A 26,741-nucleotide genomic window follows, 5' to 3' on the forward strand; every position below is an offset into this window, starting at 1 on the left:
CCCGGCTCACCCCGAGACCTGGGCCATGACCTCGTCGCTGACGTCGAAGTTCGAGTAGACGTTCTGCACGTCGTCGCAGTCCTCCAGCACGTCGATGAGCTTGAAGACCTTGCGTGCGCCCTCGCTGTCCAGCGGAACGTTGACCGACGGCAGGAAGCTGGGCTCAGCGGAGTCGTACTCGATGCCCTCGGCCTGCAGGGCCTTGCGGACCGGCACGAGGTCGCTCGGCTCGCAGAGGATCTCGTAGTTCTCGCCGAGGTCCTCGATCTCCTCGGCGCCCGCATCCAGCACGGCGCCGAGGACGTCCTCCTCGCTGAGACCGTTCTTGGGCAGGATCACCACGCCACGCCGGTTGAACAGGTAGGCCACCGACCCGGCGTCGGCCATCGAACCGCCGTGCTTGTTCATGGCGGTACGCACATCGCCCGCGGCGCGGTTGCGATTGTCGGTCAGGCACTCGATCAGCACGGCCACCCCGTTGGGGGCGTAGCCCTCGTACATGACCGTCTCCCAGTCGGCGCCGCCTGCTTCCTCACCGGCGCCGCGCTTGCGGGCGCGCTCTATGTTGTCCTGCGGTACCGAGGACTTGCGCGCCTTCTGCATGGCGTCGAACAGCGTGGGGTTGGCCTCCGGGTCGCCCCCACCCGTACGCGCGGCGACCTCGATGTTCTTGGTCAGCTTCGCGAAGAGCTTGCCGCGCTTGGCGTCGAGGGCGGCCTTCTTGTGCTTGGTCGTGGCCCACTTGGAGTGGCCGCTCATTTCTCCTCCGTGGTATCAGGTCGTACCGGGCCGGTATGCCCGCTGTTCTCGTTGATCATCCGCACGAACAGCCGGTGCACGCGGTCGTCACCGTTGACCAGCTCGGGATGGAAAGCCGTGGCGAGCACCGGTCCCTGCCGAACCGCGACGATGGTACCCGCACCCGTCTCCGCCGGTCGTCCGTCCGGCGGCCCGGCGGGAGACGGCACGTCGGCCAGCACGGTCACATCGGCGCCCGCCTTCTCGACGAGGGGGGCCCGAATGAACACGGCGCGCAACGCCGGGCCTTCGATCCCGGCGAAGTCGAGATCCGCCTCGAAGGAATCCACCTGCCGCCCGAAGGCGTTGCGGCGGACGACCACGTCCAGCGCCCCCAACGATCGGACGCCGGGACTACCCCGAACCTCGGAGCGGTCGTCGAGCACGCTGTCCGCGAGCAGCACCATGCCCGCGCAGGAACCGTAGGCGGGCATGCCTTCCCGCAGCCGCGCACGCAGCGGCTCGAAGAGTTCGAAGGTGTCCAACAACCGCGTCATGGTGGTCGATTCCCCGCCCGGCAGCACGAGGGCGTCGACTCGGGCGAGCTCCTCGGGACGACGCACCGGGCACGCGGTCACCCCGATGCGCCGCAGCGCGGCGAGATGCTCGGCGACGCCGCCCTGCAGGGCGAGCACGCCGACGACCGGTTGAGCTGGGTTCACACCACGATTGTCCGGCAGTGGCGCGAACGAGCAACGTCCGGGTCAGCTCCGTCCCGCGCCGTGGCAGCACTGCCCGCGAGCCGTCGCCGCGCTCACAGAGCGCGCAGCCCGGCCGTGACACCAGCCGCGACGAGTACCACGACCACGAAGGGCGCCCGGCGCCATGCCAGCACACCACCCACGAGCACCCCGATCACGCGGGGCCACCCCGCGAACGAGCCCGACTCGTAGCACGCGCTGACGGCCACGAACGCGGCGAGCAGCGTCACCGCGGCCACGGAGAGCATCCACCTGCCGCGCTCGGAGACGCGCAGTCCGCCGCGCAGCAGCGGACCCGCCGCACGCATCGCGTAGGTCCCGGCGGCCAGTGCCAGTACCAGGCCCAGTGTCATACCGCTTCCCCTTCCGAGACGTCGGCTCCCCGCCTCACGCCCGGTACGGGCAGCAGTGCTGCGGCGGTGCCGAGCAGTGCGACCAGCACCGCGAGCCCCTCCTCCAGCAGTGGGACGGTGAGCACGGCGAGCAGACAGCCGAGCAGCACGGCACGCGCGGTCGGACGGTCCCGCACGGCGGGCAGCACGAGGGTGAGCAGCCCGGCGGGCAGTGCGGCGTCGAGTCCGAACAGCTGGGGATCGCCGAGGCCGCGTCCCAGCAGCCCGCCCAGCAGCACCGAGGGCGCCCACACGGCGTAGAGCGTCGTCCCCGCCACCCAGTAGGCACGTCGCCTGCGGCGCGGCTCGGACTCGGCCAGCGCGAAGGCCACGGCCTCGTCGACCAGCAGGTGACTCCCGAGCAGTCTGCGCCAGAGACCGCCGTCGAGGACGTCGCCCATCGCCAGCCCGTAAGGCAGATGACGGGCGTTGAGCAGCCAACCGCCCAGCAGCACGGTCAGCGGTGCGGCTCCGGCGGTGGCCAGGCCCACGACCAGGAACTCGGAACCGCCGGCGAAGACGAGCGCGGCCATTACCGTGACCAGCCACAGCGGGGCTCCACTCGATACCGCGATAGCTCCCAGCGAGGCTCCCACCACGACGAGCGCGAGGGCCATGGAGGTTACTGCGGGCAGTAATCGCGCGGTGTCGGAAGCACGGTTCGTTCTTTTGGTCGAACGCATCGTTTCCTATAATGAACAAAACGAACTTCGTTCGTCAAGACGAACGATCGATAGTCCAGAAGGAACGACTATGCGGGGCTCCGAGACCGAGGCGATCGAGACGATCTCGATCGCGCTGCGCCACCACCGCGAACGCGCGGGAATCTCGCTGTCCGAACTGGCGAAGCGAGCCGGAGTGGCCAAATCGACGCTGTCGCAGCTGGAATCCGGGGAGGGAAACCCGGGGGTGGAAACACTGTGGGCGCTGGCCGTCGCGTTGAACGTGCCGTTCAGCAGGCTCGTGGAGCTGCCGACCCCCCACACGAGGGTGATCCGAGCGGGACAGGCTCCCAAGATCCGGGCGGAACACGCCGGCTTCGCGGCGGGGCTGCTGTCCGCCTGCCCCGCCGGGGCGAGCCGGGACATCTACGAGATCGGCCTGGAGGCCGGGGAGATCCGGCGGGCGGAGCCGCACCAGCCGGGCACGGTCGAGCACCTGATCGTGGTGTCGGGAAGCATGCGCGGCGGCCCCGCCGACGAGCCCGCCGAACTCGAACCGGGCGATTACACCACGTTCTCCGGAGCGGTGCCGCACCTCTACCAGGCTGTGGACGGTCCGACCACGGCGGTGCTGCTGATGGAGCACTCCTGAGCCGGTGCTCGTGGGTTCGTACGGGGAAACCGCCCACGGAATCCGTCCCGGAAAGCGGACCGGATCCGGCGCGACGGTTCCCCGATACATCGAGGTGCGGCGTCACCAGCCGCGCTGGGCGTAGTGCTGCTCCTCCGGAAGGTCGTCGACGTTGATGCCGACCATCGCCTCACCGAGCCCACGGGAGACCTTCGCGACCAGCTCGGGATCGTCGTAGAGGGTGGTGGCCTTGACGATGGCCTCGGCGCGCGCCGCCGGATCCCCCGACTTGAAGATGCCCGAGCCGACGAAGACTCCCTCGGCACCCAGCCTGCGCATCATCACCGCGTCGGCCGGGGTGGCGATCCCGCCCGCGGTGAACAGCACCACCGGCAGCTCGCCGGTGCGAGCGACCTCGCGCACGAGCTCCACCGGCACCCGCAGTTCCTTGGCGGCGGCGTAGAGCTCGGTGCCGTCCAGCACCGACAGCCTGCGGATGTCCGCGCGGATCCGCCGCATGTGCCGGGTCGCCTCGACGACGTTGCCGGTACCGGCCTCTCCCTTGGAACGGATCATCGCCGCGCCCTCCGAGATCCGACGCAACGCCTCACCGAGGTTGGTCGCACCGCACACGAACGGCACCGTGAAGGGCCACTTGTCGATGTGGTTGTCCTCGTCGGCGGGGGTGAGCACCTCGGACTCGTCGACGTAGTCCACCCCGATCGACTGCAGCACCTCGGCCTCGACGAAGTGGCCGATACGTGCCTTGGCCATGACCGGAATGGACACGGAACGCACGATGCTGTCGATCATCTCGGGGTCGGACATCCGGGCGACACCCCCCTGGGAGCGGATGTCGGCGGGCACACGTTCCAGCGCCATGACCGCGACCGCCCCCGCCTCCTCGGCGATCCTCGCCTGTTCCGGCGTGACGACATCCATGATCACGCCGCCCTTGAGCATTTCCGCCATGCCTCGCTTGACACCGTCGGTTCCGGTCGTCTGGGTGCCGGCGGACGGGCTGGTCGTGTCGCCGTTGGTCACGTTCGATCCTTTCGCGCGGTTGACTCCCGGCACGTGCTTTCCGGGAAGAACTCGCCCCGACCACCGGCGAGGTGCCGACCGTCGTCCGAAGGGCTCGGCAGGGCCGCCCGAGCACAGCAGGGCCGCCCGAACACGACGGTGTCGCCGACACACGCCGGGTGGGGTCGACAGGACCGAGCCTAGGAGCGATCGCGGCACGGCGAACGGGCCACTGCGTGGCTTTCTCGCCAGTCCACTTTCGGCGCGCGAACGACTCACGACCCGCCGTGCGCACGGGTTCGACCTTGCGGAGTCCTCCCAGCTGGTGTGTGCTCGGCACCACATCCGAGTCCGGTGTGCGACGCGGCAGGGGGCAGTGATGGGGAACAAGCGCACGGGCAACGGGCAGGCTCAGTCGGTCCCGGCGGCGACCGATCCCGCCGCCGTTCGCAACGTGGTGCTGGTCGGCCCGTCCGGTTCCGGCAAGACCACACTGGTGGAACGGTTGCTGGCGACCACGTCGACCATCAGCAGACGTGGTTCGGTCACCGAGGGAAGCACGGTCTGCGACCACGAGACCGCCGCGGTGGAGCAACAGCGTTCCGTGGGCATGGCGGTGGCTCCGCTGTGGCACCGCGAGACCAAGATCAACCTTGTGGACACGCCCGGATACGCCGACTTCATCGGCGAGCTGCGCGCGGGACTACGTGCGGCCGACGCGGCGCTGTTCGTCGTGGCCGCCACCGAGGAGGTGGACTCCGCGACCCGGACGATATGGCAGGAGTGCGACAGGGTCGGCATGCCCAGGGCGGTGGTGATCTCCCGCATGGACCAGCCGCGCGCGGACGCCACGGCGGCGATCGAGTCCTGCGTGGCCGCGTTCGGCAGCGGGGTGGTTCCGCTGTACCTGCCGCGCTACCACGGTGGATCGCCGACCGAGCTTTTCGGACTGCTCACCGGTAGCAGCTACGACTACTCGCAGGGCAGCACGCCGATAGTGCGAGCGAGCGCCGAACCGCCGGACGAGTCGGCCAGGGCGGGCCGGGACCGATTGTTGGAGGGGATCATCGCGGGCAGCGAGGACGAGACCCTGCTGGAGCGTTACCTGGGCGGCGAGAACATCGAGGAGGCGACGCTCATCGGTGATCTGGAGGCGGCGGTGGCCCGCGGCGGGCTGCAGCCGGTGATCCCGGTCTCGGCCGAGACCGGGATCGGGATGACCGAACTGCTGGACGGCATCGTCCGGGCCTTCCCCTCCCCGCTGGAGCACGTGCTCCCGGAGTTCACCGATCCGCACGGAGGCAACCCCCGCCGGTTGGAGTGCGATCCGAGCGGCCCGCTGGCGGCGGAGGTGGTGCACACCTCGGTGGACGCCTACGTGGGACGGGTCTCGGTGCTGCGCGTGTTCTCCGGAACGCTGTCGCCGGACCGTCCGGCGCACGTGTCCGGTCACGGCCTGGCGGAACGGGGACATCCCGATCACGACTCCGCCGAACGCATCGGCCACATCCACAGCCCGCTGGGCGCCGGACTGCGGGAGGTGCCGTACTGCGTGGCGGGCGACCTGTGCGCGCTGACCAAGCTGGCCTCGGCCGAGACCGGCGACACCGTCTCCGACCCCAAGGACCCGCTGCTGCTGCAGCCGTGGGACATGCCCGACCCGCTGCTGCCGATGGCCGTCACCGGGCACGGCGACGACGACGCGCTCGCCCGCAACCTCAACCGGCTGCTGGCCGCCGACCCCACGCTGCGGCTGGATCGCTCCACCGAGACGCACCAGATGGTGCTGTGGTGCATGGGCGAGGCGCACGCCGAGGTGATCCTGCAGCGGTTGCGGGAGAACGGTGTGGACGTGGACACCGAACCGGTGCGGGTGGCCTTCCGGCAGACCTTCCGCGGCCCCGCGAAGGGACACGGCAGATACGTCAAGCAGTCGGGCGGGCACGGGCAGTACGCGGTCTGCGACATCGAGGTGGAGCCGCTGGAGCGAGGTGCGGGGTTCGAGTTCGCCGACCGGATCGTCGGTGGTGCCGTTCCCAAGCAGTTCATCGCCAGTGTCGAGAAGGGCGTCCGTGCACAGCTGGAGCGCGGGATCGAGCCGGAGTGCCCGATCGTGGATCTGCGGGTGACGCTGGTGGACGGCAAGACGCACAGCGTGGACTCCTCCGACGCGGCCTTCCAGGCGGCCGGAGCCCTCGCGCTGAAGTCCGCCGCGGAGCGGGCGGGGCTGCTCACGCTGGAACCGGTGGACGAGGTGGAGGTGCACATCCCGGACGACCACCTGGGGGCGGTGCTCGGTGACCTGTCCAGCCGCAGGGGCAGGGTGATCGGCACCGAACCCGAGGACACCGGCTGGACGGTGGTCCGGGCGCACGTGCCCAGCACGGAACTGACGCGCTACGCGATCAACGTGCGCTCGCTGAGTTCGGGCAGCGCCAGCTTCAGCCGCAGCTTCGCGGGCTACGAACCGCTGCCGCGGTGAACCGCGGGAGGAAACGTGGACTATCCCCTCTCCCGGAAGGTGTGGCGGTACTCGGTGGGAGTTACGGAGAACCTGCGCAGGAAGTGATGCCGGAGCGCGGCGGCGTTGCCGAATCCGCAGTTGTCGGCGACGGCTTCGAGGGTGCTGTCGGTGTCCTCCAGTAGTTGCTGGGCACGCGCGACCCGTCGCGTGGTGAGCCAGTGATGCGGCGTGGTCCCGGTCTCCGTTCTGAACCGGCGGGCGAAAGTGCGCGGTGACATCCGCGCTCTGCGGGCGAGCTCGGTGACGGTGAGCTCGCGGCGGAGGTTGTGCTCCATCCAATCGAGCACCGGCCCCATCGTGTCGGTCGAGGTCGGCACCGGCAGCTCGATGTACTGCGCCTGACCACCCTCCCGGTGCGGTGGCACGACCATCCGGCGGGCGATGGCGTTCGCGGTACGAGTACCGGACCGCACCCGTACCAGGTGCAGGCACAGATCGATCGCGGCAGCCGTTCCAGCACTGGTGAAGATCGGCGGATTCGCCGTGTACAGCACCGACTCGTCCACTTCGATCCCGGGGAACCGACTGCGGAAATCGGCCGCCTTGTACCAGTGAACCGCCGCTCTGCCGCCGCCGAGCAGCCCCGCCTCCCCCAGCACGAACACGCCGGAACACAGCGCGGCCACCCAGGAACCCGCTTCGACCGCCTCCGACAGCGCGTCGATGACGGAGCGGGAGACCTCCGGCGGAGTGGGCTCGTCGATGGGCGGCACGATCACCAGATCGGCTTCCCGCAGCCGCTCCAGCCCGTGCGTGGCGATCAACCGGAAACCGCTCTTCGTACGAAGTGGCCCCGGGCTCTCGGAGCACAACGCGAACTCGTACGTCGGAAGTCCCTGCTCACCACGGTCCGTGCCGAAGACCTCACAGGCCACTCCGAGCTCGAACGGAGCCACGCCGTTCTCCACCAGCACCGCCACGTTCCACGAATGAGGCACGACGCGATTGTGGCAGTAAATCATCGACGATCGACATATCTGCCACTCGTGGACCTCGCCGGGGCGGCGCATGCTGTCAGGTGTGATCACCCGCTACCAGCGGCCGGCCGGAGCACTCGAAGACCACGAACGAGGAGAGCGATCATGCGACGGTTGAGGGCTTTCCGGCACGCATTCCGCGAGTTCAACGCCGACAACGTGTGGTTGTGGCAGCGCTACCTGAGCTCGCTGCGGCCGTGGGAAACAACGCGGGACGGCGCGGCGGACGTTCGGATGGAGGTTCGGACGGCAGCACCGGACGACGCCGCACGAGGATCGGAACGTCCCGCGAACGCCGAGACGCCGACACCTGTCGGCTGAGCCACCGGCCGCCCGGAGTACCGGGTGCTTTTAGCAAGCTCACGGAAAGCCGACACGGTACGACGACAACCGGCGGGGCGGGCACTCACCCATCACCGCCTCGCCGGTGCGCGGTACGGGTCGCGCGAAACCAACCGGCCCGGCCGCGTTCCGGACCTTTCGCACGGCGCTCGCCGCGGCAGGACCGACATCGAGGCCATGGAACGACGATACGACTTTGACGGCATTCGAAATTCCGCCGAATGCCCTATTGAAATCACCATAATGTGTAGTTGTGCGGATCGATTTCGGTGCTACCGAGCAGCACTCTCACCACTCGCCGTTATTCGCTATCCGATGCCATGTGGGTGAATTTGATTCGAGTGGCTCCAAATTGCCGCTTGTCACCCTTATGATGTCACTTCGAGACCGGCTGGGAGATCGCTTCGATTGCGAGCGTGGAGGAGCCTATGCCGCCACGTATGGCGGGTAGTGGCGACCAGGACGAGACCGTTGCTCCAGCTGTTCTGAGAGCTGGCTACTCGGAGCCGGGGAAGACCCGAGAGACGCGGGAACGAGCGGAGGGTCACCTCTCGCTCACGCCGGTGGCTTACGTGGCGTACGAGGCGACTTCGCCGAGCAGTGGTGAGTTGTCCGGGGCACGAAGGGAGCCGTGATGGCTGAGCAGAGTGCCGAACCGTCCGGTTTCGAAGGAGCTGGGGCGGCGTTGCAGTCGATCCGGGACGAGAACTCCTGGATCCAGCAGCAGATCTCGGGCGGTGGGCTGAGCATGGAACCACAAGCCGCCGACAAGGCGGCCGAGGTGTACAGATGTGAGGCCGAGGAAGCTGAGTCGCTTGCTGGTAAGGCAGACCGTTTGCAGCAGGTTCCTGGTTTGGGGGCCTATACCTCAGGCCAACAGCTGGCTGCCAAGTTCGGTCAGAAAGCGAGTAATGGTTCGACCGGTGCGGCGGATCTGCTTAGACAGTTCGCTGACGAGTTGCGACGCAAGGCGAGTCTGTTCGAGCAGGCCAAGGAGAACTATCAGGCTACCGATGAGCAGATTGCCGGGGATCTGCGGAGGGGCGCACAGTGAGCATGTGGAAGCGGTCATTGATGACTATTGTTGCGGGCGTAGCGCTGGTCAGCGCTTCCGCGTGTTCGCCAAGTGAAGGCGCTGGTGACGGCTCCTCGGAGACCACAGGGGAATCGCCTTCGGGGGAAGTATTGGCGAGTGTTAAGCCTTGCGAGATCCTCTCATCGGAAACCTTGAAGTCCTTCGGATTGCAACTTCCTGGAAAACCCGAAGAAATGCTTCCATGGAAACCTGCGTGCAAGTATGAGGGAGATCCAGTTGACGCTACTATCATCAAAAATAAACGTCAGACGGTTTCATCTTCTGAGGGAGAATCGAATTGGGCCAAGTTTGATCGGACGAAGGTGAACGGGCGCCCCGGAGCGACGGCAATTACCAAGGGCTCAACTCAGGCCCGAATCTGCAACGTGATGTTTGATGCTGGCCAGGGACTTATCCAGGTTCAAGCTCTTGAAGTTGGTCGCTTTGACGAGATTGATGAGTGCGCCAAAGGACTGGAGCTCGCGAAGAAGATCGAGCCGAACGTTCCTGAGCCCACGTGAGCGGGTTGTCGCGGCACGCTGCGCTGGTAGGTGAGCTTCGTTCTCAGCGGGAGTGAGGGCGCGGGTAGCGCCTCCGGTGGTGTCGGAGGCGCTGTGTCGCCGGGTCCGTCTCAGCTGAACCGGTCGGTCTTGACCGCGTGCAGGAACGTCTGCCACTGCGCGCTCGTGGTGGTGAAGTAGCCGAGCGAGCGGTCCTTGGTGTCGCGGACCGCCGCGCCGTCGCCGACTCGGCCGACCTCCACACAGCTGCTGTTCGGCCCGGACCGGCTCGACTTGCGCCAACCTCGCGGGGGCATCGTCATACTCGCTCTTCCGTCTCGTCGTTGCTCTTGGAGATGAGCGCCCGGACTCACCCCCGCAACCTGATTCAGCGCAGCGAACCGAGGAAAGCAGCCCAAGCTCGACGGTCGAACAACAGCGCCGGGCCGTGCGGACACTTGGAATCCCGCACAGCGGTGACCTCACCGCCCGACAAGGAAGCGGCTTCCACACACGAGCCTCCATTAGGACCACTGCGGCTGCTCCGCCGCCAGGACACACCGGTCAGCTCTGCCGCGTTCGGCACACTGTCGTAACGCATCATGTCAACTCCTTCACGAGTTCGGCGAGGAAATCGGCTGACTCCGCCGGGGACAACGCCTGCTCGGCCAACGACTCGAAGACCCCGTTGAACATGGCCACCTCGTCGACCTCCTCCAGATAGATCCCACCCCGCTGGTTCTCCAGATACACCACGCCGGGATCACCAACGCGTGGAAATCCCAGCCACTGAAAAGAGCCGAGATGACCGCGATGTGGTCCCACGGCGAACGGCATTACCTGGACGGTGACATTCTCCCATTGGCCCGCCTCGGCCAGGTAGTGCAGTTGTTCACGCATCACCTCGGTGTCGCCCACCTGTCGCCGCAACGCCGCCTCGTCGATCACCGCGTGCATCCACAGTGGATCCTCGGAACGCCACAGTGCCTCCTGCCGCCGCAGCCGTGCCTCGACCAGCTCGCGAATCCCGACCTCGAAGGGCCCGTCCTCACCACGCACCAGGGCTTCGATGTAGGAGCGGGTCTGCAGGATGCCGGGCGGATATCCCAGCTCCCACTCCCGGATCCGATCGGCGCCCCACTCCAGGCCGACGTAGATCGAGAACCAGTCCGGCACCGCGCGATTTGCGTCCCACCAACCCTTCTCCTTGGCGAGTTCGGCCAGCCGCAGATACCACGCGACGCGTTCGTCGGGCACCTCGAAGAGCGTGAGCATCACCTCCAGGTCAGGGCCGCTGATCGTGTTGCGCATGCTCTCCATGTGGGCGATCTTCGCCGCGTTACAACGAAGTCGTTTTGCCACATCGGACTGTTTCAGCCCTGCTTCCTCACGAAGTCTGCGGACCTCCTGCGACAACCACCGTCTTCCGACAGTGGGGCTGATCGGCTCCGGGATCGCCGGCCCCGAACTGTTCATACTCACCTCTTCGAATGACAGCAAAACCGCTTACCCGATCGAGCGATTGTGAAGTCAAATTGACTAAGTCAATCTGACTATTGCTGACTCGACAACCAAGTCAGCACCACTTGTCACGAACACCGTCGAAGAGGTAACCATGCGTAACACCATGACCCTGTACCGGGTGGTCAACCCCGACTCGCTCGGGTCCTACACCGAGCTGCTGCACCACCAGCCCACCGAGCATCCAGTCGACGACGCTGAAGCCCTGTCCCGGTTGCGCGAGTGGGCGCTGGCCGTGCTCTACCGCACCGAGGAACGCTTCGGGATGTATCAGATCGCGATCATGCCGCTGGACCAGCACCACAGACCCGACGAGAACGCCTTCCACGATTTGATCGCCGACGACACCGAGGTCATCGAGGACTACCTCTGCTGGTCCGGATGCTCCGAACTCGTCCCCGTCTCGGGTGGTTGAGCTCGTCCGGCCGGGTTGCGTGAGTGGTTACTCGGCGGAACCTCTGGCACGGCTCTCGCTCCGGGAGACCCGACATCGAGTAGCCACCTACGCCACGTCGGGCCTTCCTCGCGAGAGCCGCACCAGAGAACCCGCAGCGGTGCCGACTGCGGGAGTGGTCGGAGTGCGGCCCGCAAGGGTGGTTGGAGTTCGGCCTCGGGAACATCGCAGGCCGGCGATTTCGCGAGAAATCGACGGAGGCTGGGGCCGTGCCACCGCACTGCTGTACTGACGCGACGATCTCGCGAGAAATCGACGCCGCTCCGAGGCCGGGACAGTTATCCCGCCCGCGACCGGTAAGCGCCGACCAGCCGCTGACCGACGGTGAACACCGAAGCCGCGGCCAGCGCCCACAGCGCGACGTCGAGCACGTACGGCACCCCCATCCCGTGCAGCCCCGTCCCCACCAACAGCACCACCAGCCGTTCGGCCCGCTCGGCCACCCCGGCCGTGGCGGAGAGCCCCTGGGCCTCCGCCCTGGCCTTGACGTAGGAGATGACCTGGGCCGCCACCAGCGAGAGCAGCAGCGCCAGGCCGCGCGTCTCGTTCCCGGTAGTTACCAGTGCCCACCACAGCAGCGAACCGAACACGGCGCCGTCGGCGATGCGGTCGCAGCCGGCGTCCAGCACTGCCCCGAAGTCACCGCCGTGCCCCGAGGCACGGGCGACCGCGCCGTCGAGCAGATCGAACAGCAGGAAAACCGTGACGACCAGGGTTCCGGTCAGCAGCCAGCCGCGCGGGAACAGCGTCACGGCGGCGGCGACGCTGCACACGGTCCCCACCACTGTCACTACATTGGGTGACACACGATGTCGTACCAACCATGCACCGACCGGGTCGGTGATCCTGGAAACCGAGGGTCGCGCGAAAACGTTCAACATCGCTTCGTTTCATCCGCCGCCGTACGGGCAGTCACCCGCACAGCGCAGCTTAACCGGCGTAGATCAGCGGGCCGAAGCGCACCACGCGACAACAGCTCGCACCGGATGATTTCCGTCACAACCTGGATTGCCCCGAACGGGGAAGGCGTTGTCTCGCTCGGAAACAATTTCCCCGACACCCTCCGGAGGTCCCGACATGACCGAAACCGCTACCATTCCCGGCTACACCGTGGGCACCTGGGACATCGACGCGGTGCACTCCGACATCGAGTTCACCCTGCGACACATGGGGGTGGGTCGCTCGCGCGGGCGTTTCGACAAGTTCGAGGGGCAGATCGTGACCGCGGCGGACCCGCTGGAGTCGAGCGTGACCGCCACGATCGACGCCACCTCGATCAACACCGGCAACGCCGACCGGGACGCCCACGTCCGCAACGAGGACTTCCTGGACACGGACAACTACCCCACCGCGACCTTCCGGTCCACCGGCATCCGCCAGGACGGCGAGGACTGGATCATCGACGGTGACTTCACCCTCCACGGGGTCACCGTTCCGGTGTCGCTGGAAACCGAGCCGGGCGGCTTCACCGACACCCCCGACGGCGGCAAGCTGCTGGGGCTCTCGGCGAGCACCACGCTGAACCGCACCGACTTCAAGGTCGGACCCGACGGCGGGGCCATGCTCGGCGAGAAGGTCAAGATCACGCTGGAGATCGAGGCCACCCTGCGGAACTGACCCCGGGGAACCGAGCTCGCGGAGTCGGCCGATGCCCTCCCGCCGTGTCGTCGCGGGGCGTGGGTCTTTCCGCTTCTGAAACATCGGGGCCGCGCGGAGAAACGCGCGGCCCCGTGAACTCACTCCACCCGCTGCCAGGCGTCGGAGAGCAACTCCCGGGTGTCGCCCAGCAACTGGGGCAATACCCGGGTGTGGCCGATCACCGGCATGAAGTTGGAGTCGCCACCCCAGCGCGGGACGACGTGCTGATGCAGGTGCGCGGCGATCCCGGCACCGGCCACCGGCCCCTGGTTCAGCCCGATGTTGAACCCGTGCGGCGCGGAAACGCTGCGAATCACCCGCATGGCGCGTTGGGTGAACTCCGCTACGGCCACGGTCTCCCCCGGCGTGAGCTCGGTGTAGTCGGCGACGTGCCGGTACGGCAGCACCATCAGGTGTCCGGGGTTGTACGGGTACAGGTTCAGCACCGCGAACACGAGCTCGTCCCTCGCCACGATCAGCGAGTCCTCGTCGGAACGATCATCGCCGAGCAGGTGGCAGAACGGACATCCGTCGCTGTTCTCCCCGGTGGGCTTGTTCTCGCCCTGGATGTAGGTCAACCGGTGCGGGGTCCACAACCGCTGCAACGCGTCGGGGACACCGATGCCGTGCTGCGTGCTCGTCTCCGGGCCCGGTTCGCCCGCCGTGGATTCCCCGAGGCCGGAGGTTCCCGCACCGCTCGCGGGCTCCTCCGGCTCGTCGTCGGTGCCGTTGTGGGGCAGTCGTGTCACGCCAGCTCCGCTCCGAAGTTCTCCGCGCTCGGCGAAGCGTTCTCGCGACGCTCCACCCAGTTGGTCAGGGCCGCCGCGGCCTGCTCGACCGGTATCTCGTTGAGCTGGCTCCCGTCGCGGAAGCGGAACGACACCGCGTCGGCTTCGACGTCCTTACCACCCGCCAGCACCATGAACGGCACCTTCTGGGTGGTGTGGTTGCGGATCTTCTTCTGCATCCGGTCGTCGCCGCTGTCGATCTCGACCCGCAGCCCCTTGGAGCGCAGCACGTCGAAGACGCGCTCCAGGTGCGGCAGGTGCTCGTCGGCGATGGGGATCCCCACTGCCTGCACCGGCGACAGCCAGGCGGGGAACGCTCCGGCGTAGTGCTCGGTGAGCACACCGAAGAAGCGCTCGATGGAACCGAACAGCGCACGGTGGATCTTGATCGGGCGCTGCTTGGAACCGTCGGCGGCGGTGTACTCCAGATCGAACCGTTCCGGCAGGTCGTAGTCGACCTGGATGGTCGACATCTGCCAGCTCCTGCCGAGCGCGTCCTTGGCCTGCACGGAGATCTTCGGGCCGTAGAAGGCGGCGCCGCCCGGGTCCGGAACCAGTTCCAGCCCCGAGCTCTCGGCGGCCTCCCGCAACGAGTCGGTGGCACGCTGCCACTGCTCGTCGGTGCCCGAGTACTTCTCCTCGTTGCGGGTGGACAGCTCCAGGTAGAAGTCTTCCAGGCCGTAGTCGCGCAGCAGGTTCAGCACGAAGCCGAGCAGCGACTTCAGCTCGTCCTGCAGCTGGTCCGGGCTGCAGTAGATGTGCGCGTCGTCCTGGGTCATGCCGCGCACCCGGGTGAGGCCGTGCACCACCCCGGACTTCTCGTAGCGGTACACCGACCCGAACTCGAACAACCGCAGCGGCAGCTCACGGTAGGAGCGCCCGCGTGAGCGGTAGATGAGGTTGTGGAACGGACAGTTCATCGGCTTGAGGTAGTAGTCCTGCCCGGGTTTGCGCAGCTCCCCGTTCTCGTCGTACTCCTCGTCGAGGTGCATCGGGGGGAACATGCCGTCGGCGTACCACCCGAGGTGCCCGGAGGTCTCGAACAGCGCGCTCTTGGTGATGTGCGGCGAGTTGACGAACTGGTACCCGGCCTGCTCGTGCCTGCGCCGGGAGTAGTCCTCCAGCTCGCGACGGATGATGCCGCCCTTGGGGTGGAACACCGGCAGACCGGAGCCGACCTCCTCGGGGAAGGAGAACAGGTCCAGTTCCGCCCCGATCCTGCGGTGGTCCCGGCGTTCCGCCTCGGCCAACCACTCCAGGTGCGCGTCGAGCGCTTCCTTGGACTCCCAGGCTGTCCCGTAGATCCGCTGCAGCTGCCGGTTGCTCTGGTCGCCGCGCCAGTAGGCGGCCGCGACCCGGGTCAGCTTGAAGGCGGGCAGGAAACGGGTGTGCGGCACGTGCGGCCCCCTGCAGAGGTCGCCCCACACGGTCTCCCCGTGGCGGTCGATGTTGTCGTAGACGGTCAGCTCACCGTCGCCGACCTCCATGACCTCGCTGGTGTCGACCTCGTCGGAGCCGGACTTGAGATCGACGAGTTCGAGCTTGTAGGGCTCCGAGGCCAGTTCGGCACGCGCGTCGTCCAGCGAGGTGTACTCGCGACGCTGGAACTTCTGCCCCGACTTGACGAGCTGCTTCATGCGCTTCTCCAGCGCCCGCAGGTCCTCCGGGGTGAACGGCCGATCGACGTCGAAGTCGTAGTAGAAACCGTCCTTGACCGGCGGCCCGACACCCAACTTGGCTTCCGGGAACAGCTGCTGCACGGCCTGCGCCAGCACGTGGGCGGTGGAGTGGCGGATGACGCTGCGCCCCTCTTCGGTGTCGGCCGCCACGGCCGCCACCTCGGTGTCGGTTTCGGGCACCCAGGCCAGGTCACGCAGCCGTCCCTCGTCGTCGCGCACGACGACGACCGCCTCGGGGCCCTTGGAAGGCAACCCCGCCTGCTGGACGGCGTCGCCGGCCGTAGTGCCCGCCGGTACCTTCACCCGGGATTCCTGCTGGGCTTGGGACGGCGAGACTGACACGGTTACTCCTACGGTTTGCTGCTCGAACGAACGTTTGTCGGCAACCCGGTCCGGCGGAGTTCACGGGAAACCCCACCGCCGGGCCGAGGAAACCCTCCTGTCGATGCTATCGGCCAGCTCCACGGCCACCGCCATCCGGCTCGTGGGCCTCCCCACGCCGGCTCGGCCCCGCACCGGACCGGCGGCCAACCGCTGGTGACGCTTTCACCCCGACCCCTCCAACGAGTCGGCGAGGACCTGTTCCACCTCACCGGCGGAGAACGGTTCACCCGCGTGGCGTCCCCGCACGGCGTGGACCCCCTTCTCGCGCAGCCGTTCGGCCTGCCCGCGGGTGTCCACTCCACCCGCCACCACCGACATCCCCAGCAACCGGGCCGCGTTGATCACGCTGTCGGCCAGGTGCTCGTCCAACGGGTCGGACTCCGGCCACTCGGCGATCCGGGCGAGGTAATCGCCCGCGATGTGCACCGAGGTCACCGGCAGTTCCCGCAATCTGCGTATGTCGGTGTAGCGGGTACCGAAATCGCGGACCGCCAGCCCCGCCCCGAACTCGCGAACGATGTCGACGGTGTCCACGGGGTCGCCGACTTCGTCGAACAGCGCGTCCTCCGGAACTCCCAGCCGCAACCGATCCGCGGTGACTCCGCTGTCGGCGAGGATACTCCGGAAATCGTTCACCAGGTCGGGGTCGCGGAAGTACCTGCCGGACAGGTCGACGGCGACGACGGGAGCGCGCTCGCCCAACCCGCGCAGCCAGCCACGGGCGTGGTCACAGACCTGCCGCAACAACCAATCACTCAACCGAGTGATCATCCCGGTGTTCTCGGCCAGCTCGACGAAGCGTTCCGGGGCGAGCTCGCCGAGATCGGGGTGATCCCAGCGCGGTTCGGCGTGCACGGCCACGACGTGATCGTCGTCGAGACTGCGCACCGGGTGGTACTCCACGAAGAACTCGTTGTTGTCCAGCGCGGCGGGCATGGTGGCCGAGAGTTCGAACCTGCGACGCGCCGCGCTGTTGCGTTCCGCGTCGTAGAGCACCCACTGCGCCTTGCCCTCCTCCTTCGCGCGGTACAGCGTGATGTCGGCCTCGCGCAGCAGCCGTTCGGCGTCGGTGCCCGCGACCGGCTGTTCCACCACCCCGGCACTGGCGGAGGCCTTCAACTCGTGGTTGCCGATCCGCACGGGCCTACGGACCTCCTCCAGCGTCCGCTCGACCAGCGGCACCATGTCCGGCGGACCCGCTGTGTCCGGCACGAGCAGCACGAACTCGTCACCGCCCATCCGGGCGGCGAGCGCACCCCACCGCTCGGCGACGGCCTCCATCCGCCGCGCCACGGCGAGCAGCAGCTCGTCGCCGATCGGATGGCCGAGGCTGTCGTTGATCGTCTTGAAGCCGTCCAGGTCGAAGTAGCAGATCCCCACCCGCCGACCCGTGGGAACGGGGGAGAGCGCCTCCTCCATCCGGTTGCCCAGGCGGGTGCGGTTGGCCAACCCGGTCAGCGGATCGGTGCTCGCCTGCAGGGTGAGCCGCTCGTAGAGCAGGTGTCGCTCGGTGACCTCGGCGTAGAGCAGCACCTGGTACTCCGGCGCACCGTTCCCGTCCCTTACCAGCGCACCGGAGACCTGGGTCCACACGAGCGTCTCGTCCGGGGCGGTGTAGCGGACGTCCACCATGAACTGCTCGGACACCTCGGCGACGAGTTCGTCCTCCTTCTCGCGGAGGGCATCGCCGTACTCGGCGTCGCACAGCTCCAGGACGTCCCTCCCGAGCAGCTCCGAGCCGGTGGTGCGGAAGATCACTCCCATCGAGTCGTTGACATCCTGTATCAGACCGTCCAGCCCCACGATGGCGATCCCCAGCGCGGAGGAGTCGAACACGGCCCGGAAACGTGCCTCGCTGGCCCGCAGCGCTTCCTCGGCACCGTCCCGCGCGTCACGCACGGCCCGCTGCACGAGATCCTGATCGGCTAGCACACGCCGCTTGGCGGCGGCGGCGAACCCCTCACCGAACGAAGCCAACAGTTCGTTCAGCCGCTCGGCGGTGTCGCCGTGCACGAGTCCCAGTTCTCGAGCCAACCCCGGCAACCGCGAGCCGAGCAGTTCGAGCGTGCGACGCAGTGCGAGGGGATCGACGAGGTGAACCCGGACCAGATCGGCGGCCAGCTCGTTCACGCTGCCGGCGTCGAACGAATCCGCTGCCAGCGTTCGCAGCAATCGTTCGGTGCGCTCTTCCAGGAAGTCCCACAGTTCGGGGCGCCCCATCGGCACGTAACTCGTGCCGAGCACCACGCGTGCCCACCCGCGGGCGAACTCGGCCACCCGAGAGTCCCGTTCGGGCACGGCCGCGGATTCCTCGGGATCGGAACCACGCGCTTCCGAAGAAGTGTCGTTCATCGGGCTACACCTTGTGTCCGAGCCCGCCGTAGACCAGCGAGCGCGCCGGGTCCTGCCAACGGTCCTCCTCGGTGTCCGGGCGCCACTCCGGCACGTAGACCAGGCCCGGGTCCACCAGTTCGAAGTCCGCCAGCAGCTCACGGATTTCGTCGTGGCTCCGCGAAGTGACCGGATTGCTGCTGCCGGCGTAGAGATCGATGATGCTCTGCAGTAATTCGGGATAGTGGTCACTGGTGACGTGCGAGAAACCGAGGAAACTGCCCGGAGCCATCCACTCGTGGTAACTCCGGAGAATCTCGGCCGGACGCGCCGAGTCGGGCACGAAGTGGAACAGGGCGACCATCATCACGGCTATCGGCTGTTCCGGATCCAACAGCCGCGCGGCCTGTTCCGACCCGAGGATCCCGTCGATCTCGGCCAGGTCGGCCTGGACCACGTCGGCACGGTCGTTGCCCTCAAGGATCGTGCGACTGTGTGCCACGGCCACCGGCTCGTTGTCGACGTAGAGCACGCGGGCCTCCGGGTCGAGGTCCTGGGCGATCTCGTGCACGTTGCCGACGGTGGGGATGCCGGAGCCGATGTCGAGGAACTGCCTGATCCCCTGCCGCAGGCAGTACCGAACGGCCCTGCGCAGAAAGGCCCTGTTGTCCTGCGCCAGCGGTTTGACGTGCGGGACGCGGGACTCGACTTTCCGGGCCAGTTCGCGATCCACTTCGAAGTTGTGCGAGCCGCCCAGATAATAGTCGTAGCACCGCGCGGCACTGGCTGTCTCGAGATCCACGTCCGAGGGCAACCGACTCGGGTCGGTCATGGAAGCTCCTTTGGTCGTGGGCCACCAATGGCACCCCCCCGATACCTCGGCCCGTTCGTGATTGGTCCGTTCGGTCCACGGTGCGCCCACCCCGCCCCGGCTTCACCGGAAGCACCACCGAGAGATCAACACGAATCCTATCCTCACCCGTCGCGCCTGATCACTCACGGTCGGTACTGGGCACTCAATCGATACGCCACTACTCCGATCGGGGGTGTAACCAGCGTCACCCGTCCACATCGCGGGCCAGGCGTTTAGGTATGCCTAAGCTGTTTGGGGAGGGTCGTATTCGCCGGGCGGCCGACCGCGAGCCGAGGTTCTCGGCGGGTCGGAACGAACGCTGTACAGGCCCCGCCCACGAACCGACCTCAGTCAGCAACGCGAGGGCACCGCGCCCAGGAGGACCGCCGTGAGCCATCCGCTTCGAGTAGCAGTGATCGGAGCCGGCCCCGCCGGCGTGTACGCCTCGGACATCCTGACCAAGTCGGAGACACCGGTCGAGATCGACCTGTTCGACAGAATGCCCGCACCGTACGGACTGGTCAGGTACGGAGTCGCACCCGACCATCCCCGCATCAAGGGCATCGTCAGCGCCCTGCAGAAGGTGATGGACAAACCGGAGATCAGGTTCTTCGGCAACGTGGAGTACGGCGTGGACTGCAAGCTGGCTGATCTGCGGCAGCACTACGACACCGTCGTGTTCTCCACCGGAGCCGCCGACGACAGGGAACTCGACATCCCGGGGATCGACCTGCCGCACAGCCACGGCGCTTCCGAGTTCATCTCGTTCTACGACGGGCACCCGGAAGCACCCCGCGACTGGAACCTCGACGCGAGCGGGGTGGCCGTGCTCGGCGCGGGCAACGTGGCCCTGGACATCGCGCGCGTGCTCGCCAAGCAGGCGGACGACCTGCTGAGCACGGAGATCCCGGACAACGTGTACCGGGCGCTGCGCGACTCCTCGGTGACCGACGTGCACCTGTTCGCACGGCGCGGTCCCGCCCAGACCAAGTTCACTCCACTGGAACTGCGCGAGCTCGACCACCAGTCGGAGATGGAACTGATCGTGCATCCCGAGGGATTCGAGCTCGACGAGGCCAGCGAAGAGGCCATCAGGACCAACAACCAGGTCAAGTCCGTGGTCAAAACGCTGCAGGACTGGGCGCTGCGGGATCCGAAGGGCGACACCCGGCGGCGGTTGCACTTCCACTTCCTCCGGCGGCCGGTCGAGGTACTCGGGACAGACCGGGTTGAGGGACTGCGCACCGAGATCATGGAACTGGACGGCAACGGCTCGGTGAACGGTACCGGCGAGTTCGAGACCGTCGAGGTGCAGTCGGTCTACCGCGCGGTCGGCTACCTCAGCTCCGCGCTGCCCGACGTCCCCTTCGACAACCGCTCCGGCACCATCCCGCACGACGGGGGCCGGGTACTGGACATGGACGGGGAGCACATTCCCGGCGTCTACACGACCGGCTGGATCAAGCGCGGCCCGGTGGGACTCATCGGGCACACCAAGGGTGACGCGCTGGAAACCGTGAACAACATGCTGGCCGACGTCACCGAGGGTGCGGGCCACGACGGGGAGGCCGTCCCGCGCATGCTGTCGGAGCGCGGGGTCGCCTACACGACCTGGCAGGGCTGGAACCTGCTGGACGAGCACGAACGCGCCCTCGGAGAACAACGGGGTCGGGAGCGGATGAAGGTCGTCGAACGCGACGAGATGGTGCGTGTCAGCCGCGACGGCGACAGCTGACGGCGCACCACCTGACGCGGTGACACGGCGCGCCACCGTGCGCCGGGAGCTCGACCGGAGTCGGTAACGCTCCTACGGTCCGACCGGAAGGTACGCGCGCGCCGTGCCCACACGTGCGCGGGCCGGTCGGACCGTGGAGCGGAGCGGCGATGGGGTGGGACTGGTTCTGGGCACCGGAGTACGGCCCGGCGCGATTCGTGGTGCGGCGGTTGCTCGCGCTGTGCTACGCCATGGGCTTCCTGTGCGTGATCAACCAGTTTCCCGCCCTGCTCGGCTCACGGGGGCTGACCCCGACCCCGCGGTTCCTGCGCCACGTGGGATTCCGTCGCGCACCCAGCCTGTTCCACCTGCACTACTCCGATCGGTTCGTGCTGTGCTGCGGCTGGTTCGGGCTGTCGCTGAGCGTGGCCGCGTTCTGCGGGCTGGCCGACCCGCTCCCGCTCTGGGGCTCGATGGCGGTGTGGTTCGTGCTGTGGGCGCTGTATCTGTCCATAGTCAACATCGGCCGGATCTGGTACGCCTTCGGCTGGGAATCGCTGCTGCTGGAAACCGGTTTTCTCGCGGTGTTCCTCGGACCGCCCCACACCGAACCACCCGTGTTGGTGATCTGGTTGCTGTGCTGGTTGCTGTTCCGGGTCGAGTTCGGTGCCGGTCTGATCAAAATGCGGGGTGACCCGGCCTGGCGCGACCTGAGCGCGCTGCACCACCATCACGAGACACAGCCGATGCCCGGCCCGTTGAGCCGGGTTTTCCACCAGCTGCCCGGCGGGCTGCACAAAGTGGAGGTGCTGGCCAACCACTTCACCCAGCTGGTGGTGCCGTTCGGGCTGTTGCTACCGCAGCCGGTGGCCACGATCGCCGCGCTGATCATGATCGTGACGCAGGGCTGGCTGATGCTCAGCGGCAACTTCGCCTGGCTGAACCTGATCACCATCACGCTGGCGTTCGCGGCGATGGACACCACGCTGCTCGGTTGGATACCGGTGGACGCGCTCACACCGGGTTCAGCACTCGGAACCGCCGGTCCGATGTGGTATCGGGCGACGGTGCTGGCCCTGACCGTGCTGGTCGCCGTGCTCAGCTACTGGCCGATCCGCAACATGATCGGGCGCGGCCAGGTGATGAACCGCAGCTTCAACAAGCTGCACCTGGCCAACACCTACGGCGCCTTCGGCAGTGTTACCCGGGCTCGGTTCGAGGTGGTACTGGAGGGCCGCGGCGAGGACGACGAGTGGCGGGAGTACGGCTTCCGGGGCAAGCCGGGGGACGTGACGAAGCGTTCGCCGCAGGTGGCGCCGTATCACCTGCGGCTGGACTGGCTGATGTGGTTCGTGGCGATCTCGCCGTCCTACGGGAGAGGATGGCTGGAACGGCTGCTGGTGGCGATGCTGCGCGACGAACGTCGGATCCTCTCGCTGCTGCGGCACAACCCGTTCCGGGAGACCGCCCCGCGCTACGTTCGCGCCCGACTGTTCCGCTACCGGTTCAGCACCGCCGCCGAGAAGCGCGAGTCCGGCGTCTGGTGGGTGCGTACCCCGGTTTCCGAACTGATCCCCGCGGTATCGCTGGACGACGTTTCACCGAACGACTGATCGAAGCGTTCAGAGATCCTGCACTCGTAGTATGTTTACCTGAAGCACGTTCTCACCGAGAACGAACGTAATCAGGATCATCCCGTTGGCGCTCGTTGTCATCCAACGATCCGACTTCGGGGCGTATCCGCTGATCTTTCGAGAAATCACCGCGTTCGGCCGTTCGACGGCGTCCCGTTCCTCGTGGCTGGTCGGCTGTGCCGCATCGACGGCCCGCCCCCACCACCGGATGAGGACGTCGTCGAGGTGCGAGGTGTCGAAGTCCCGGGCGACTTCTCACAACGCGCCCCGAAACTCTCACTCGAAGGCGGTTCGATCCTCCTCGTCGAGGACATCACGAGCGAGTTTCGATCGGCACGGGAGCGGCGGCGACTCACCAGTCCGGACGCAGCGGCATGGAGCTGGTCCCGCCCTCCGAACGCACTCCCAGCATCTGGTGCAGCTGGATATGATTGCTCTCGAAGGCCAGCCGGGACGCAGCCATGTACAGCCGCCACACGCGGGCGCGGGCGTGCCCCACCTCGGCCACGGCCTTGTGCCAGTTGCGCTCGAGGTTCTCGCACCAACGCGCCAGCGTCAGCGCGTAGTGCTCACGCAGGTTCTCCTCGTGCCGGACTTCCAGGCCGTTGTCGTGCATCCGGGAAACGAGCTCGCCCGGCGGCTCCAGCTCGCCGTCGGGGAAGACGTAGCGGCTGATGAACTTGCCCGCATTTGCCGGGTAGGAACCATCGGGACGCGTGATGCAGTGGTTGAGCAGTCGCGCACCGGGGCGCAGTTTCTCCCGCAGAAAGCTGAAGTACTCCGGCAGCCGCTCCCGCCCGATGTGTTCGGTGAGCCCGATCGAGCTCACCGCGTCGAAGCCGGATTCCGGCACGTCTCGGTAGTCCTGGTAGCGGACCTCGGCCAGCTCACCCAGTCCCCGGTCGGCGATGACCCGTTGCGCCCACTCGGCCTGTGACCGCGAGAGCGTGACCCCGATGGCGCGCACCCCGTAGTGCTCGGCGGCGTGCAGCACCATGCCGCCCCAGCCCGCGCCGATGTCCAGCAGCCGCATGCCCGGTTCGAGCCCGAGCTTGCGGGCGACGAGATCGTGCTTGGCGTACTGCGCCTGTTCCAGGGTCGCGTCGCTTCGCTCGAACACCGCGCAGGTGTAGGTCATCGAGGGCCCGAGCACCCACTCGTAGAACAGATTGGACACGTCGTAGTGGTACGAGACGCTTTCGCTGTCCCTGCGCTTGGAGTGTCTTCTGCCGTTCTTCGCCCGGTTCTCCTGCGGCGGAGGTTGAACGGGCCACCAGAAGCGGTACCCCGCGAGCCTCACCGCCAGCTCGGCACGCAGCTTCCGGGAAGCATCGGACATCACCACGGACGGAAACGCCGCCAGCGCGGTGTACATGTCACCCCGCACTTCGATGTGACCGTTGATGTAGGCCCGCGCCAGCCCCAGTTCCCCTGGGGCCGCGGCAAGGTGTGCCAGTGCCAGCGGAGAATTGAGCACTACGGCCGATGAGCAACCGGCAGGCCCGCTGCGACTACCGTCGTAGCCGCGGAACTCGATGGGCGGATCCTCACCGAACAGACGTGCGAACACGGCTGCCAATGCCATTGTCGAACCCTCCATATCGACCTGACAGCGACTACCGGGACTCGGGCCGGAAGTCGTGGTAGCGACCGAGTGTGCTCAGGTACCCAGCACACACTTGTCGTAGAGATCGGGCAGCTTGCCCGCTTGGTCGTAGCGCTGCTTCAACCCTTGGTACGTGGCTCCGTCGTAACGGCGCCAGAACTCCTCGGGCTCGTAGTACGCGGTCGAGTACAGCGACTTGTGCCCGTCGAGCTCGCTCACCTTGGTCTCGATGGCCCGGTTGTGCGTGCCGACGGGTTGCCCCTCCCCCAGCGGCACGGTGGCCCAGAACCCGACGTTGACGTACAGCGTCGCCGGGTCCATGGGGTAGAGCGGCCAGCCCTGGTCGTCGCGCAGCCGCACCGGACACAGCCACACCGGACTGATGCCGATCTCGCGGTGGAAGAACTCCAGGAACTCTGCCAACCGGTCGAGCGGGATCTCGACGTCCTGGATCACCGGTTCGCGGCTGGGGCGGCCGCGGAGCCGGTAGAACCGTTCGGACAGTCCGTAACGCTGGTCGAGGGAAACGAGCCTGCGGTAGACGTCCGACCGCAGCAACCGGCGGGGCCAGAACGGGCGGATCGCGGGGTGTTGCGCGCCGAAAGCGCGGGAACACCAGAACCAGTCGGTGTCCCAGCGCCACAGGTAGTCGTGCGTACGCAGGTGGTCCACCTCGCGGCCGCGAATCGAGCGGTAGTAGATCCGGTTACCGGTGTAGTCGCTGGTGTAGGGCGCTCGCGAGGTGAAGGTGCCCAGCGTCAGGTAGAGCTCGTTCGCGCCGAACACGGTGCCGTCCAGAAAGTCCACCCGCTGCTCGTTCCAGTTCCCCGAACGGCCGATGCGCTCGATCGCCTCGGCGCAGGCCGCTGTGGAGTCGAACGGTACGTGCCGCAGCCGCACGTAGTCCCGCACCGGCTGGAGTTCGATCAGCAACCGCAGCGCGTAGCCGAGCGAGCCGTAGGAGTTCGGGAAGCCGCGGAACAGCTCGGCGTGCTCGTTGTCGGGCCGCGCCAGCACGACGCTGCCGTCACCGGTGAGGACCTCCATCTCCAGCACGGATTCGTGTGGCAGCCCGTTGCGGAACGACGAAGCCTCGATCCCCAGACCCGCCACGGCACCGCCGATGGTGATCGTCTTCAGCTGTGGCACGACCAGCGGCATCAGCCCGTACGGCAGCGTAGCGGCGACCAGGTCCTCGAAGGTGGTCATGCCCTGGACGTCGGCGACCCGCCGTCGCGGATCCACCCGAAGTACCCTGTCCAGGCCGGTGACGTCGAGCCCGCCGCCGCTGACCGGCGCGCGGAACCGGAACAGATTCGAGGTGGACTTGGCCAGTCGAACCCGTTCGGACGCGGGGATACGGCCGTAGCGCGCGGCCAGCGCGGCGACTTCGTCGGAGTGTTCGACACGATCGGGTGCGGCGGGCGGATCGCTCTCCATGATCTACGACTCTAAGCCGCACCGCCGATGCGGGCATCCCGATTCGCGAGGAACGCGTCAGAGTACGCGAACCGTCCACGCGGTGCTACTCCGGGGGCACCAAGCCCTGTCCGACATCACTCGGAGCGGCGCAGCGCCCAGGCCCGCAGGCCACGGAAACCGGATACCTTGTTCGGTCCGAGCGAGGTCAGCACGAAATCCGACTCGGAGCGCAAGCCGGCCGCGCACTCGCGGTCCACCAGCACCGACGAGGGCCTGGCCAGCGTGGTCAGCCTGCTGGCGATGTTGACGGTGGAGCCGTAGACGTCACCGAACCGGGCCAGCACCGTGCCGTGGGCCAGACCGATCCGCAGCGGTGGCAGGTCGGGTTCCCGCGCGACGTTCTCGTTGAGCGACAGCGCTATCTCCGCCCCGTCGCGGACCGTGTCCGCCACGAACAGCACCTCGTCGCCCACGGTCTTGACGATTCGACCGTGGTTCTCGGCGATCACCCTGGTGACCAGGTCCTCGAAGTCGTCGATCAGCCGCGCCAGCTCGCGTTCGCTGTAGTCGCGCACCAACCGGGTGTAGCCCACGATATCGGCGAAGCCCACCACCACTGTCGGTTCTTCCGGCCCGGTGTCGGCCTCGTCGAGTTCCCGTGCGGCGATGGCGGAGAGGTGCCTGCGCCAGACGTAGCCCTGCAGGTTCTCCATCACCGGCAGGATCGCCTCGGCGACCTCGGCGGTGGTTTCGATGTCGGTGGCGAAGGTGTCACCGAGCACGGCCTTGAAGATCCCCAGCTGCCACTCGGCCAACCGCGACATGGTCTGGGCCAGTGAACGCGCGACCGCGGTCTCCAGCTCCGGTGGAATCACCTCGGCCGATACGAGCTTGTCCACCGTTCGCATGGCATCGACGTCGAAATCGGTGAACACCACGGCTTCGGGAGCGACGTGCGCGAAGCCCATCGCCTGCCAGAGCCGCTCGGCCCTGGCGAGTTCGACGCCGGCCAACCGGGCCACATCGGCCTTGCGGTAGCGGGGTTCGCCGCCGAGCAACGCCCGCTCCACCGGATTGTCCGGCGCCACCAAA

General features: G+C 67.4%; 26 protein-coding genes. 9 read left to right on the forward strand and 17 right to left on the reverse strand.

All coding sequences use genetic code 11. From position 1 onward, the window contains the following. Positions 1 to 6: 6 nt before the first annotated feature. The 4 genes from J2S53_RS08500 to J2S53_RS08515 all read right to left on the reverse strand — a co-directional run bounded on the left by J2S53_RS08500 (position 7) and on the right by J2S53_RS08515 (position 2,574). Positions 7 to 759, reverse strand: coding sequence for a YebC/PmpR family DNA-binding transcriptional regulator (locus J2S53_RS08500; RefSeq protein ID WP_456240536.1), 753 nt, complete (start codon positions 757 to 759; stop codon positions 7 to 9). Further along, positions 756 to 1,460, reverse strand: a complete 705-nt coding sequence (gene pdxT, locus J2S53_RS08505) for a pyridoxal 5'-phosphate synthase glutaminase subunit PdxT (protein WP_456240537.1) — start codon at positions 1,458 to 1,460, stop codon at positions 756 to 758. The genes J2S53_RS08500 and pdxT overlap by 4 nt, the downstream gene beginning before the upstream one ends. 92 nt (positions 1,461 to 1,552) lie before the next feature. Next, positions 1,553 to 1,852, reverse strand: a complete 300-nt coding sequence (locus J2S53_RS08510; RefSeq protein WP_456240538.1) for an AzlD domain-containing protein — start codon at positions 1,850 to 1,852, stop codon at positions 1,553 to 1,555. Next, positions 1,849 to 2,574, reverse strand: a complete 726-nt coding sequence (locus J2S53_RS08515; RefSeq protein ID WP_456240539.1) for an AzlC family ABC transporter permease — start codon at positions 2,572 to 2,574, stop codon at positions 1,849 to 1,851. Before J2S53_RS08515 ends, J2S53_RS08510 begins: the two co-directional genes overlap by 4 nt. Before the next feature lie 70 nt (positions 2,575 to 2,644). Here J2S53_RS08515 and J2S53_RS08520 point away from each other — a divergent pair, with 70 nt between their 5' ends. After that, entirely contained in the window at positions 2,645 to 3,205 is a 561-nt protein-coding gene (locus J2S53_RS08520) for a helix-turn-helix domain-containing protein (RefSeq protein ID WP_456240540.1), read from the forward strand. 102 nt (positions 3,206 to 3,307) lie between these two features. On the opposite strand, the gene pdxS is transcribed toward J2S53_RS08520, so the two are convergent. Beyond that, the gene (pdxS, locus tag J2S53_RS08525) at positions 3,308 to 4,228 is read right to left on the reverse strand and encodes a pyridoxal 5'-phosphate synthase lyase subunit PdxS (RefSeq protein WP_456240541.1); all 921 of its coding nucleotides are present in this window, start codon (positions 4,226 to 4,228) and stop codon (positions 3,308 to 3,310) included. Positions 4,229 to 4,586: 358 nt separating this feature from the next. On the opposite strand from pdxS, the gene J2S53_RS08530 reads away from it, so the two are divergent. Beyond that, a complete protein-coding gene (locus J2S53_RS08530) occupies positions 4,587 to 6,689 on the forward strand; it encodes an elongation factor G-like protein EF-G2 (protein WP_456240542.1) in 2,103 nt (700 codons plus the stop codon). 20 nt (positions 6,690 to 6,709) lie between these two features. Here the strand turns inward: J2S53_RS08530 and J2S53_RS08535 are convergent, their stop codons facing one another. After that, positions 6,710 to 7,669, reverse strand: a complete 960-nt coding sequence (locus tag J2S53_RS08535) for a GlxA family transcriptional regulator (RefSeq protein ID WP_456240543.1) — start codon at positions 7,667 to 7,669, stop codon at positions 6,710 to 6,712. A gap of 144 nt (positions 7,670 to 7,813) precedes the next feature. On the opposite strand from J2S53_RS08535, the gene J2S53_RS08540 reads away from it, so the two are divergent. The 3 genes from J2S53_RS08540 to J2S53_RS08550 all read left to right on the forward strand — a co-directional run bounded on the left by J2S53_RS08540 (position 7,814) and on the right by J2S53_RS08550 (position 9,646). Next, positions 7,814 to 8,029: a hypothetical protein gene (locus J2S53_RS08540; protein WP_456240544.1), complete on the forward strand. Its 216-nt coding sequence runs from the start codon at positions 7,814 to 7,816 to the stop codon at positions 8,027 to 8,029. 655 nt (positions 8,030 to 8,684) lie between these two features. Continuing rightward, a complete protein-coding gene (locus J2S53_RS08545; RefSeq protein WP_456240545.1) occupies positions 8,685 to 9,104 on the forward strand; it encodes a hypothetical protein in 420 nt (139 codons plus the stop codon). Positions 9,105 to 9,106: 2 nt separating this feature from the next. Then, the gene (locus tag J2S53_RS08550) at positions 9,107 to 9,646 is read left to right on the forward strand and encodes a DUF3558 domain-containing protein (RefSeq protein WP_456242744.1); all 540 of its coding nucleotides are present in this window, start codon (positions 9,107 to 9,109) and stop codon (positions 9,644 to 9,646) included. A 110-nt stretch (positions 9,647 to 9,756) separates the two neighbouring features. Here the strand turns inward: J2S53_RS08550 and J2S53_RS08555 are convergent, their stop codons facing one another. From J2S53_RS08555 to J2S53_RS08565, 3 genes are all read right to left on the reverse strand, one after another. Further along, complete coding sequence (locus J2S53_RS08555) at positions 9,757 to 9,948, reverse strand: DUF397 domain-containing protein (protein WP_456240546.1); 192 nt, start codon at positions 9,946 to 9,948, stop codon at positions 9,757 to 9,759. Between the two features lie 65 nt (positions 9,949 to 10,013). Continuing rightward, positions 10,014 to 10,226 carry a DUF397 domain-containing protein gene (locus J2S53_RS08560; RefSeq protein ID WP_456240547.1) on the reverse strand — a complete coding sequence of 71 codons (213 nt, stop codon included), beginning with the start codon at positions 10,224 to 10,226 and terminating at the stop codon, positions 10,014 to 10,016. Further along, positions 10,226 to 11,101 carry a helix-turn-helix domain-containing protein gene (locus J2S53_RS08565; protein ID WP_456240548.1) on the reverse strand — a complete coding sequence of 292 codons (876 nt, stop codon included), beginning with the start codon at positions 11,099 to 11,101 and terminating at the stop codon, positions 10,226 to 10,228. The genes J2S53_RS08560 and J2S53_RS08565 overlap by 1 nt, the downstream gene beginning before the upstream one ends. Positions 11,102 to 11,240: 139 nt before the next feature. On the opposite strand from J2S53_RS08565, the gene J2S53_RS08570 reads away from it, so the two are divergent. Further along, a complete protein-coding gene (locus tag J2S53_RS08570; protein WP_456240549.1) occupies positions 11,241 to 11,561 on the forward strand; it encodes a hypothetical protein in 321 nt (106 codons plus the stop codon). A 317-nt stretch (positions 11,562 to 11,878) separates the two neighbouring features. Here J2S53_RS08570 and pgsA read toward each other — a convergent pair whose 3' ends face one another. After that, entirely contained in the window at positions 11,879 to 12,481 is a 603-nt protein-coding gene (gene pgsA, locus J2S53_RS08575; protein ID WP_456240550.1) for a phosphatidylinositol phosphate synthase, read from the reverse strand. Between the two features lie 196 nt (positions 12,482 to 12,677). Between pgsA and J2S53_RS08580 the strand changes: the two genes are divergently transcribed. Continuing rightward, positions 12,678 to 13,217: a YceI family protein gene (locus tag J2S53_RS08580; protein WP_456240551.1), complete on the forward strand. Its 540-nt coding sequence runs from the start codon at positions 12,678 to 12,680 to the stop codon at positions 13,215 to 13,217. Positions 13,218 to 13,336: 119 nt separating this feature from the next. Here the strand turns inward: J2S53_RS08580 and J2S53_RS08585 are convergent, their stop codons facing one another. From J2S53_RS08585 to J2S53_RS08600, 4 genes are all read right to left on the reverse strand, one after another. Then, on the reverse strand, positions 13,337 to 13,861 hold the full coding sequence (locus J2S53_RS08585; protein ID WP_207227656.1) for an HIT domain-containing protein: 525 nt from the start codon (positions 13,859 to 13,861) through the stop codon (positions 13,337 to 13,339). Between the two features lie 122 nt (positions 13,862 to 13,983). Next, positions 13,984 to 16,047 (reverse strand): threonine--tRNA ligase, encoded by a 2,064-nt coding sequence (gene thrS / locus J2S53_RS08590; RefSeq protein WP_456240552.1) that lies wholly within the window; start codon positions 16,045 to 16,047, stop codon positions 13,984 to 13,986. A gap of 204 nt (positions 16,048 to 16,251) precedes the next feature. Beyond that, positions 16,252 to 18,441: a putative bifunctional diguanylate cyclase/phosphodiesterase gene (locus J2S53_RS08595; RefSeq protein ID WP_456240553.1), complete on the reverse strand. Its 2,190-nt coding sequence runs from the start codon at positions 18,439 to 18,441 to the stop codon at positions 16,252 to 16,254. A 4-nt stretch (positions 18,442 to 18,445) separates the two neighbouring features. Continuing rightward, positions 18,446 to 19,252 (reverse strand): SAM-dependent methyltransferase, encoded by an 807-nt coding sequence (locus tag J2S53_RS08600; RefSeq protein ID WP_456240554.1) that lies wholly within the window; start codon positions 19,250 to 19,252, stop codon positions 18,446 to 18,448. 409 nt (positions 19,253 to 19,661) lie between these two features. Here J2S53_RS08600 and J2S53_RS08605 point away from each other — a divergent pair, with 409 nt between their 5' ends. Both J2S53_RS08605 and J2S53_RS08610 read left to right on the forward strand, forming a co-directional pair. Next, on the forward strand, positions 19,662 to 21,008 hold the full coding sequence (locus J2S53_RS08605) for an FAD-dependent oxidoreductase (RefSeq protein WP_456240555.1): 1,347 nt from the start codon (positions 19,662 to 19,664) through the stop codon (positions 21,006 to 21,008). A 149-nt stretch (positions 21,009 to 21,157) separates the two neighbouring features. Next, positions 21,158 to 22,600: a lipase maturation factor family protein gene (locus tag J2S53_RS08610; protein ID WP_456240556.1), complete on the forward strand. Its 1,443-nt coding sequence runs from the start codon at positions 21,158 to 21,160 to the stop codon at positions 22,598 to 22,600. Positions 22,601 to 22,973: 373 nt separating this feature from the next. On the opposite strand, the gene J2S53_RS08615 is transcribed toward J2S53_RS08610, so the two are convergent. The 3 genes from J2S53_RS08615 to J2S53_RS08625 form a co-directional block, all read right to left on the reverse strand. Next, positions 22,974 to 24,206, reverse strand: a complete 1,233-nt coding sequence (locus J2S53_RS08615) for a class I SAM-dependent methyltransferase (RefSeq protein ID WP_456240557.1) — start codon at positions 24,204 to 24,206, stop codon at positions 22,974 to 22,976. 75 nt (positions 24,207 to 24,281) lie between these two features. Then, positions 24,282 to 25,667 (reverse strand): FAD-binding oxidoreductase, encoded by a 1,386-nt coding sequence (locus tag J2S53_RS08620; RefSeq protein ID WP_456240558.1) that lies wholly within the window; start codon positions 25,665 to 25,667, stop codon positions 24,282 to 24,284. A gap of 116 nt (positions 25,668 to 25,783) precedes the next feature. Beyond that, positions 25,784 to 26,737 carry an adenylate/guanylate cyclase domain-containing protein gene (locus J2S53_RS08625; RefSeq protein ID WP_245755459.1) on the reverse strand — a complete coding sequence of 318 codons (954 nt, stop codon included), beginning with the start codon at positions 26,735 to 26,737 and terminating at the stop codon, positions 25,784 to 25,786. Positions 26,738 to 26,741 lie beyond the last annotated feature (4 nt).

It is taken from the genome of Actinopolyspora lacussalsi (assembly GCA_030803735.1).
Taxonomy (GTDB): domain Bacteria; phylum Actinomycetota; class Actinomycetes; order Mycobacteriales; family Pseudonocardiaceae; genus Actinopolyspora; species Actinopolyspora lacussalsi.

What these genes read in the sequence shown, in the direction of transcription:
- J2S53_RS08500 (WP_456240536.1), bottom strand. Translation starts at nt 759, where the DNA reads ATGAGCGGCCACTCCAAGTGGGCCACGACCAAGCACAAGAAGGCCGCC.
- J2S53_RS08510 (WP_456240538.1), bottom strand. Translation starts at nt 1,852, where the DNA reads ATGACACTGGGCCTGGTACTGGCACTGGCCGCCGGGACCTACGCGATG.
- J2S53_RS08515 (WP_456240539.1), bottom strand. Translation starts at nt 2,574, where the DNA reads ATGCGTTCGACCAAAAGAACGAACCGTGCTTCCGACACCGCGCGATTA.
- J2S53_RS08520 (WP_456240540.1), top strand. Translation starts at nt 2,645, where the DNA reads ATGCGGGGCTCCGAGACCGAGGCGATCGAGACGATCTCGATCGCGCTG.
- J2S53_RS08530 (WP_456240542.1), top strand. Translation starts at nt 4,587, where the DNA reads ATGGGGAACAAGCGCACGGGCAACGGGCAGGCTCAGTCGGTCCCGGCG.
- J2S53_RS08540 (WP_456240544.1), top strand. Translation starts at nt 7,814, where the DNA reads ATGCGACGGTTGAGGGCTTTCCGGCACGCATTCCGCGAGTTCAACGCC.
- J2S53_RS08545 (WP_456240545.1), top strand. Translation starts at nt 8,685, where the DNA reads ATGGCTGAGCAGAGTGCCGAACCGTCCGGTTTCGAAGGAGCTGGGGCG.
- J2S53_RS08550 (WP_456242744.1), top strand. Translation starts at nt 9,107, where the DNA reads ATGTGGAAGCGGTCATTGATGACTATTGTTGCGGGCGTAGCGCTGGTC.
- J2S53_RS08555 (WP_456240546.1), bottom strand. Translation starts at nt 9,948, where the DNA reads ATGACGATGCCCCCGCGAGGTTGGCGCAAGTCGAGCCGGTCCGGGCCG.
- J2S53_RS08560 (WP_456240547.1), bottom strand. Translation starts at nt 10,226, where the DNA reads ATGCGTTACGACAGTGTGCCGAACGCGGCAGAGCTGACCGGTGTGTCC.
- J2S53_RS08565 (WP_456240548.1), bottom strand. Translation starts at nt 11,101, where the DNA reads ATGAACAGTTCGGGGCCGGCGATCCCGGAGCCGATCAGCCCCACTGTC.
- J2S53_RS08570 (WP_456240549.1), top strand. Translation starts at nt 11,241, where the DNA reads ATGCGTAACACCATGACCCTGTACCGGGTGGTCAACCCCGACTCGCTC.
- pgsA (WP_456240550.1), bottom strand. Translation starts at nt 12,481, where the DNA reads ATGTTGAACGTTTTCGCGCGACCCTCGGTTTCCAGGATCACCGACCCG.
- J2S53_RS08580 (WP_456240551.1), top strand. Translation starts at nt 12,678, where the DNA reads ATGACCGAAACCGCTACCATTCCCGGCTACACCGTGGGCACCTGGGAC.
- J2S53_RS08595 (WP_456240553.1), bottom strand. Translation starts at nt 18,441, where the DNA reads ATGAACGACACTTCTTCGGAAGCGCGTGGTTCCGATCCCGAGGAATCC.
- J2S53_RS08600 (WP_456240554.1), bottom strand. Translation starts at nt 19,252, where the DNA reads ATGACCGACCCGAGTCGGTTGCCCTCGGACGTGGATCTCGAGACAGCC.
- J2S53_RS08610 (WP_456240556.1), top strand. Translation starts at nt 21,158, where the DNA reads ATGGGGTGGGACTGGTTCTGGGCACCGGAGTACGGCCCGGCGCGATTC.
- J2S53_RS08615 (WP_456240557.1), bottom strand. Translation starts at nt 24,206, where the DNA reads ATGGCATTGGCAGCCGTGTTCGCACGTCTGTTCGGTGAGGATCCGCCC.
- J2S53_RS08620 (WP_456240558.1), bottom strand. Translation starts at nt 25,667, where the DNA reads ATGGAGAGCGATCCGCCCGCCGCACCCGATCGTGTCGAACACTCCGAC.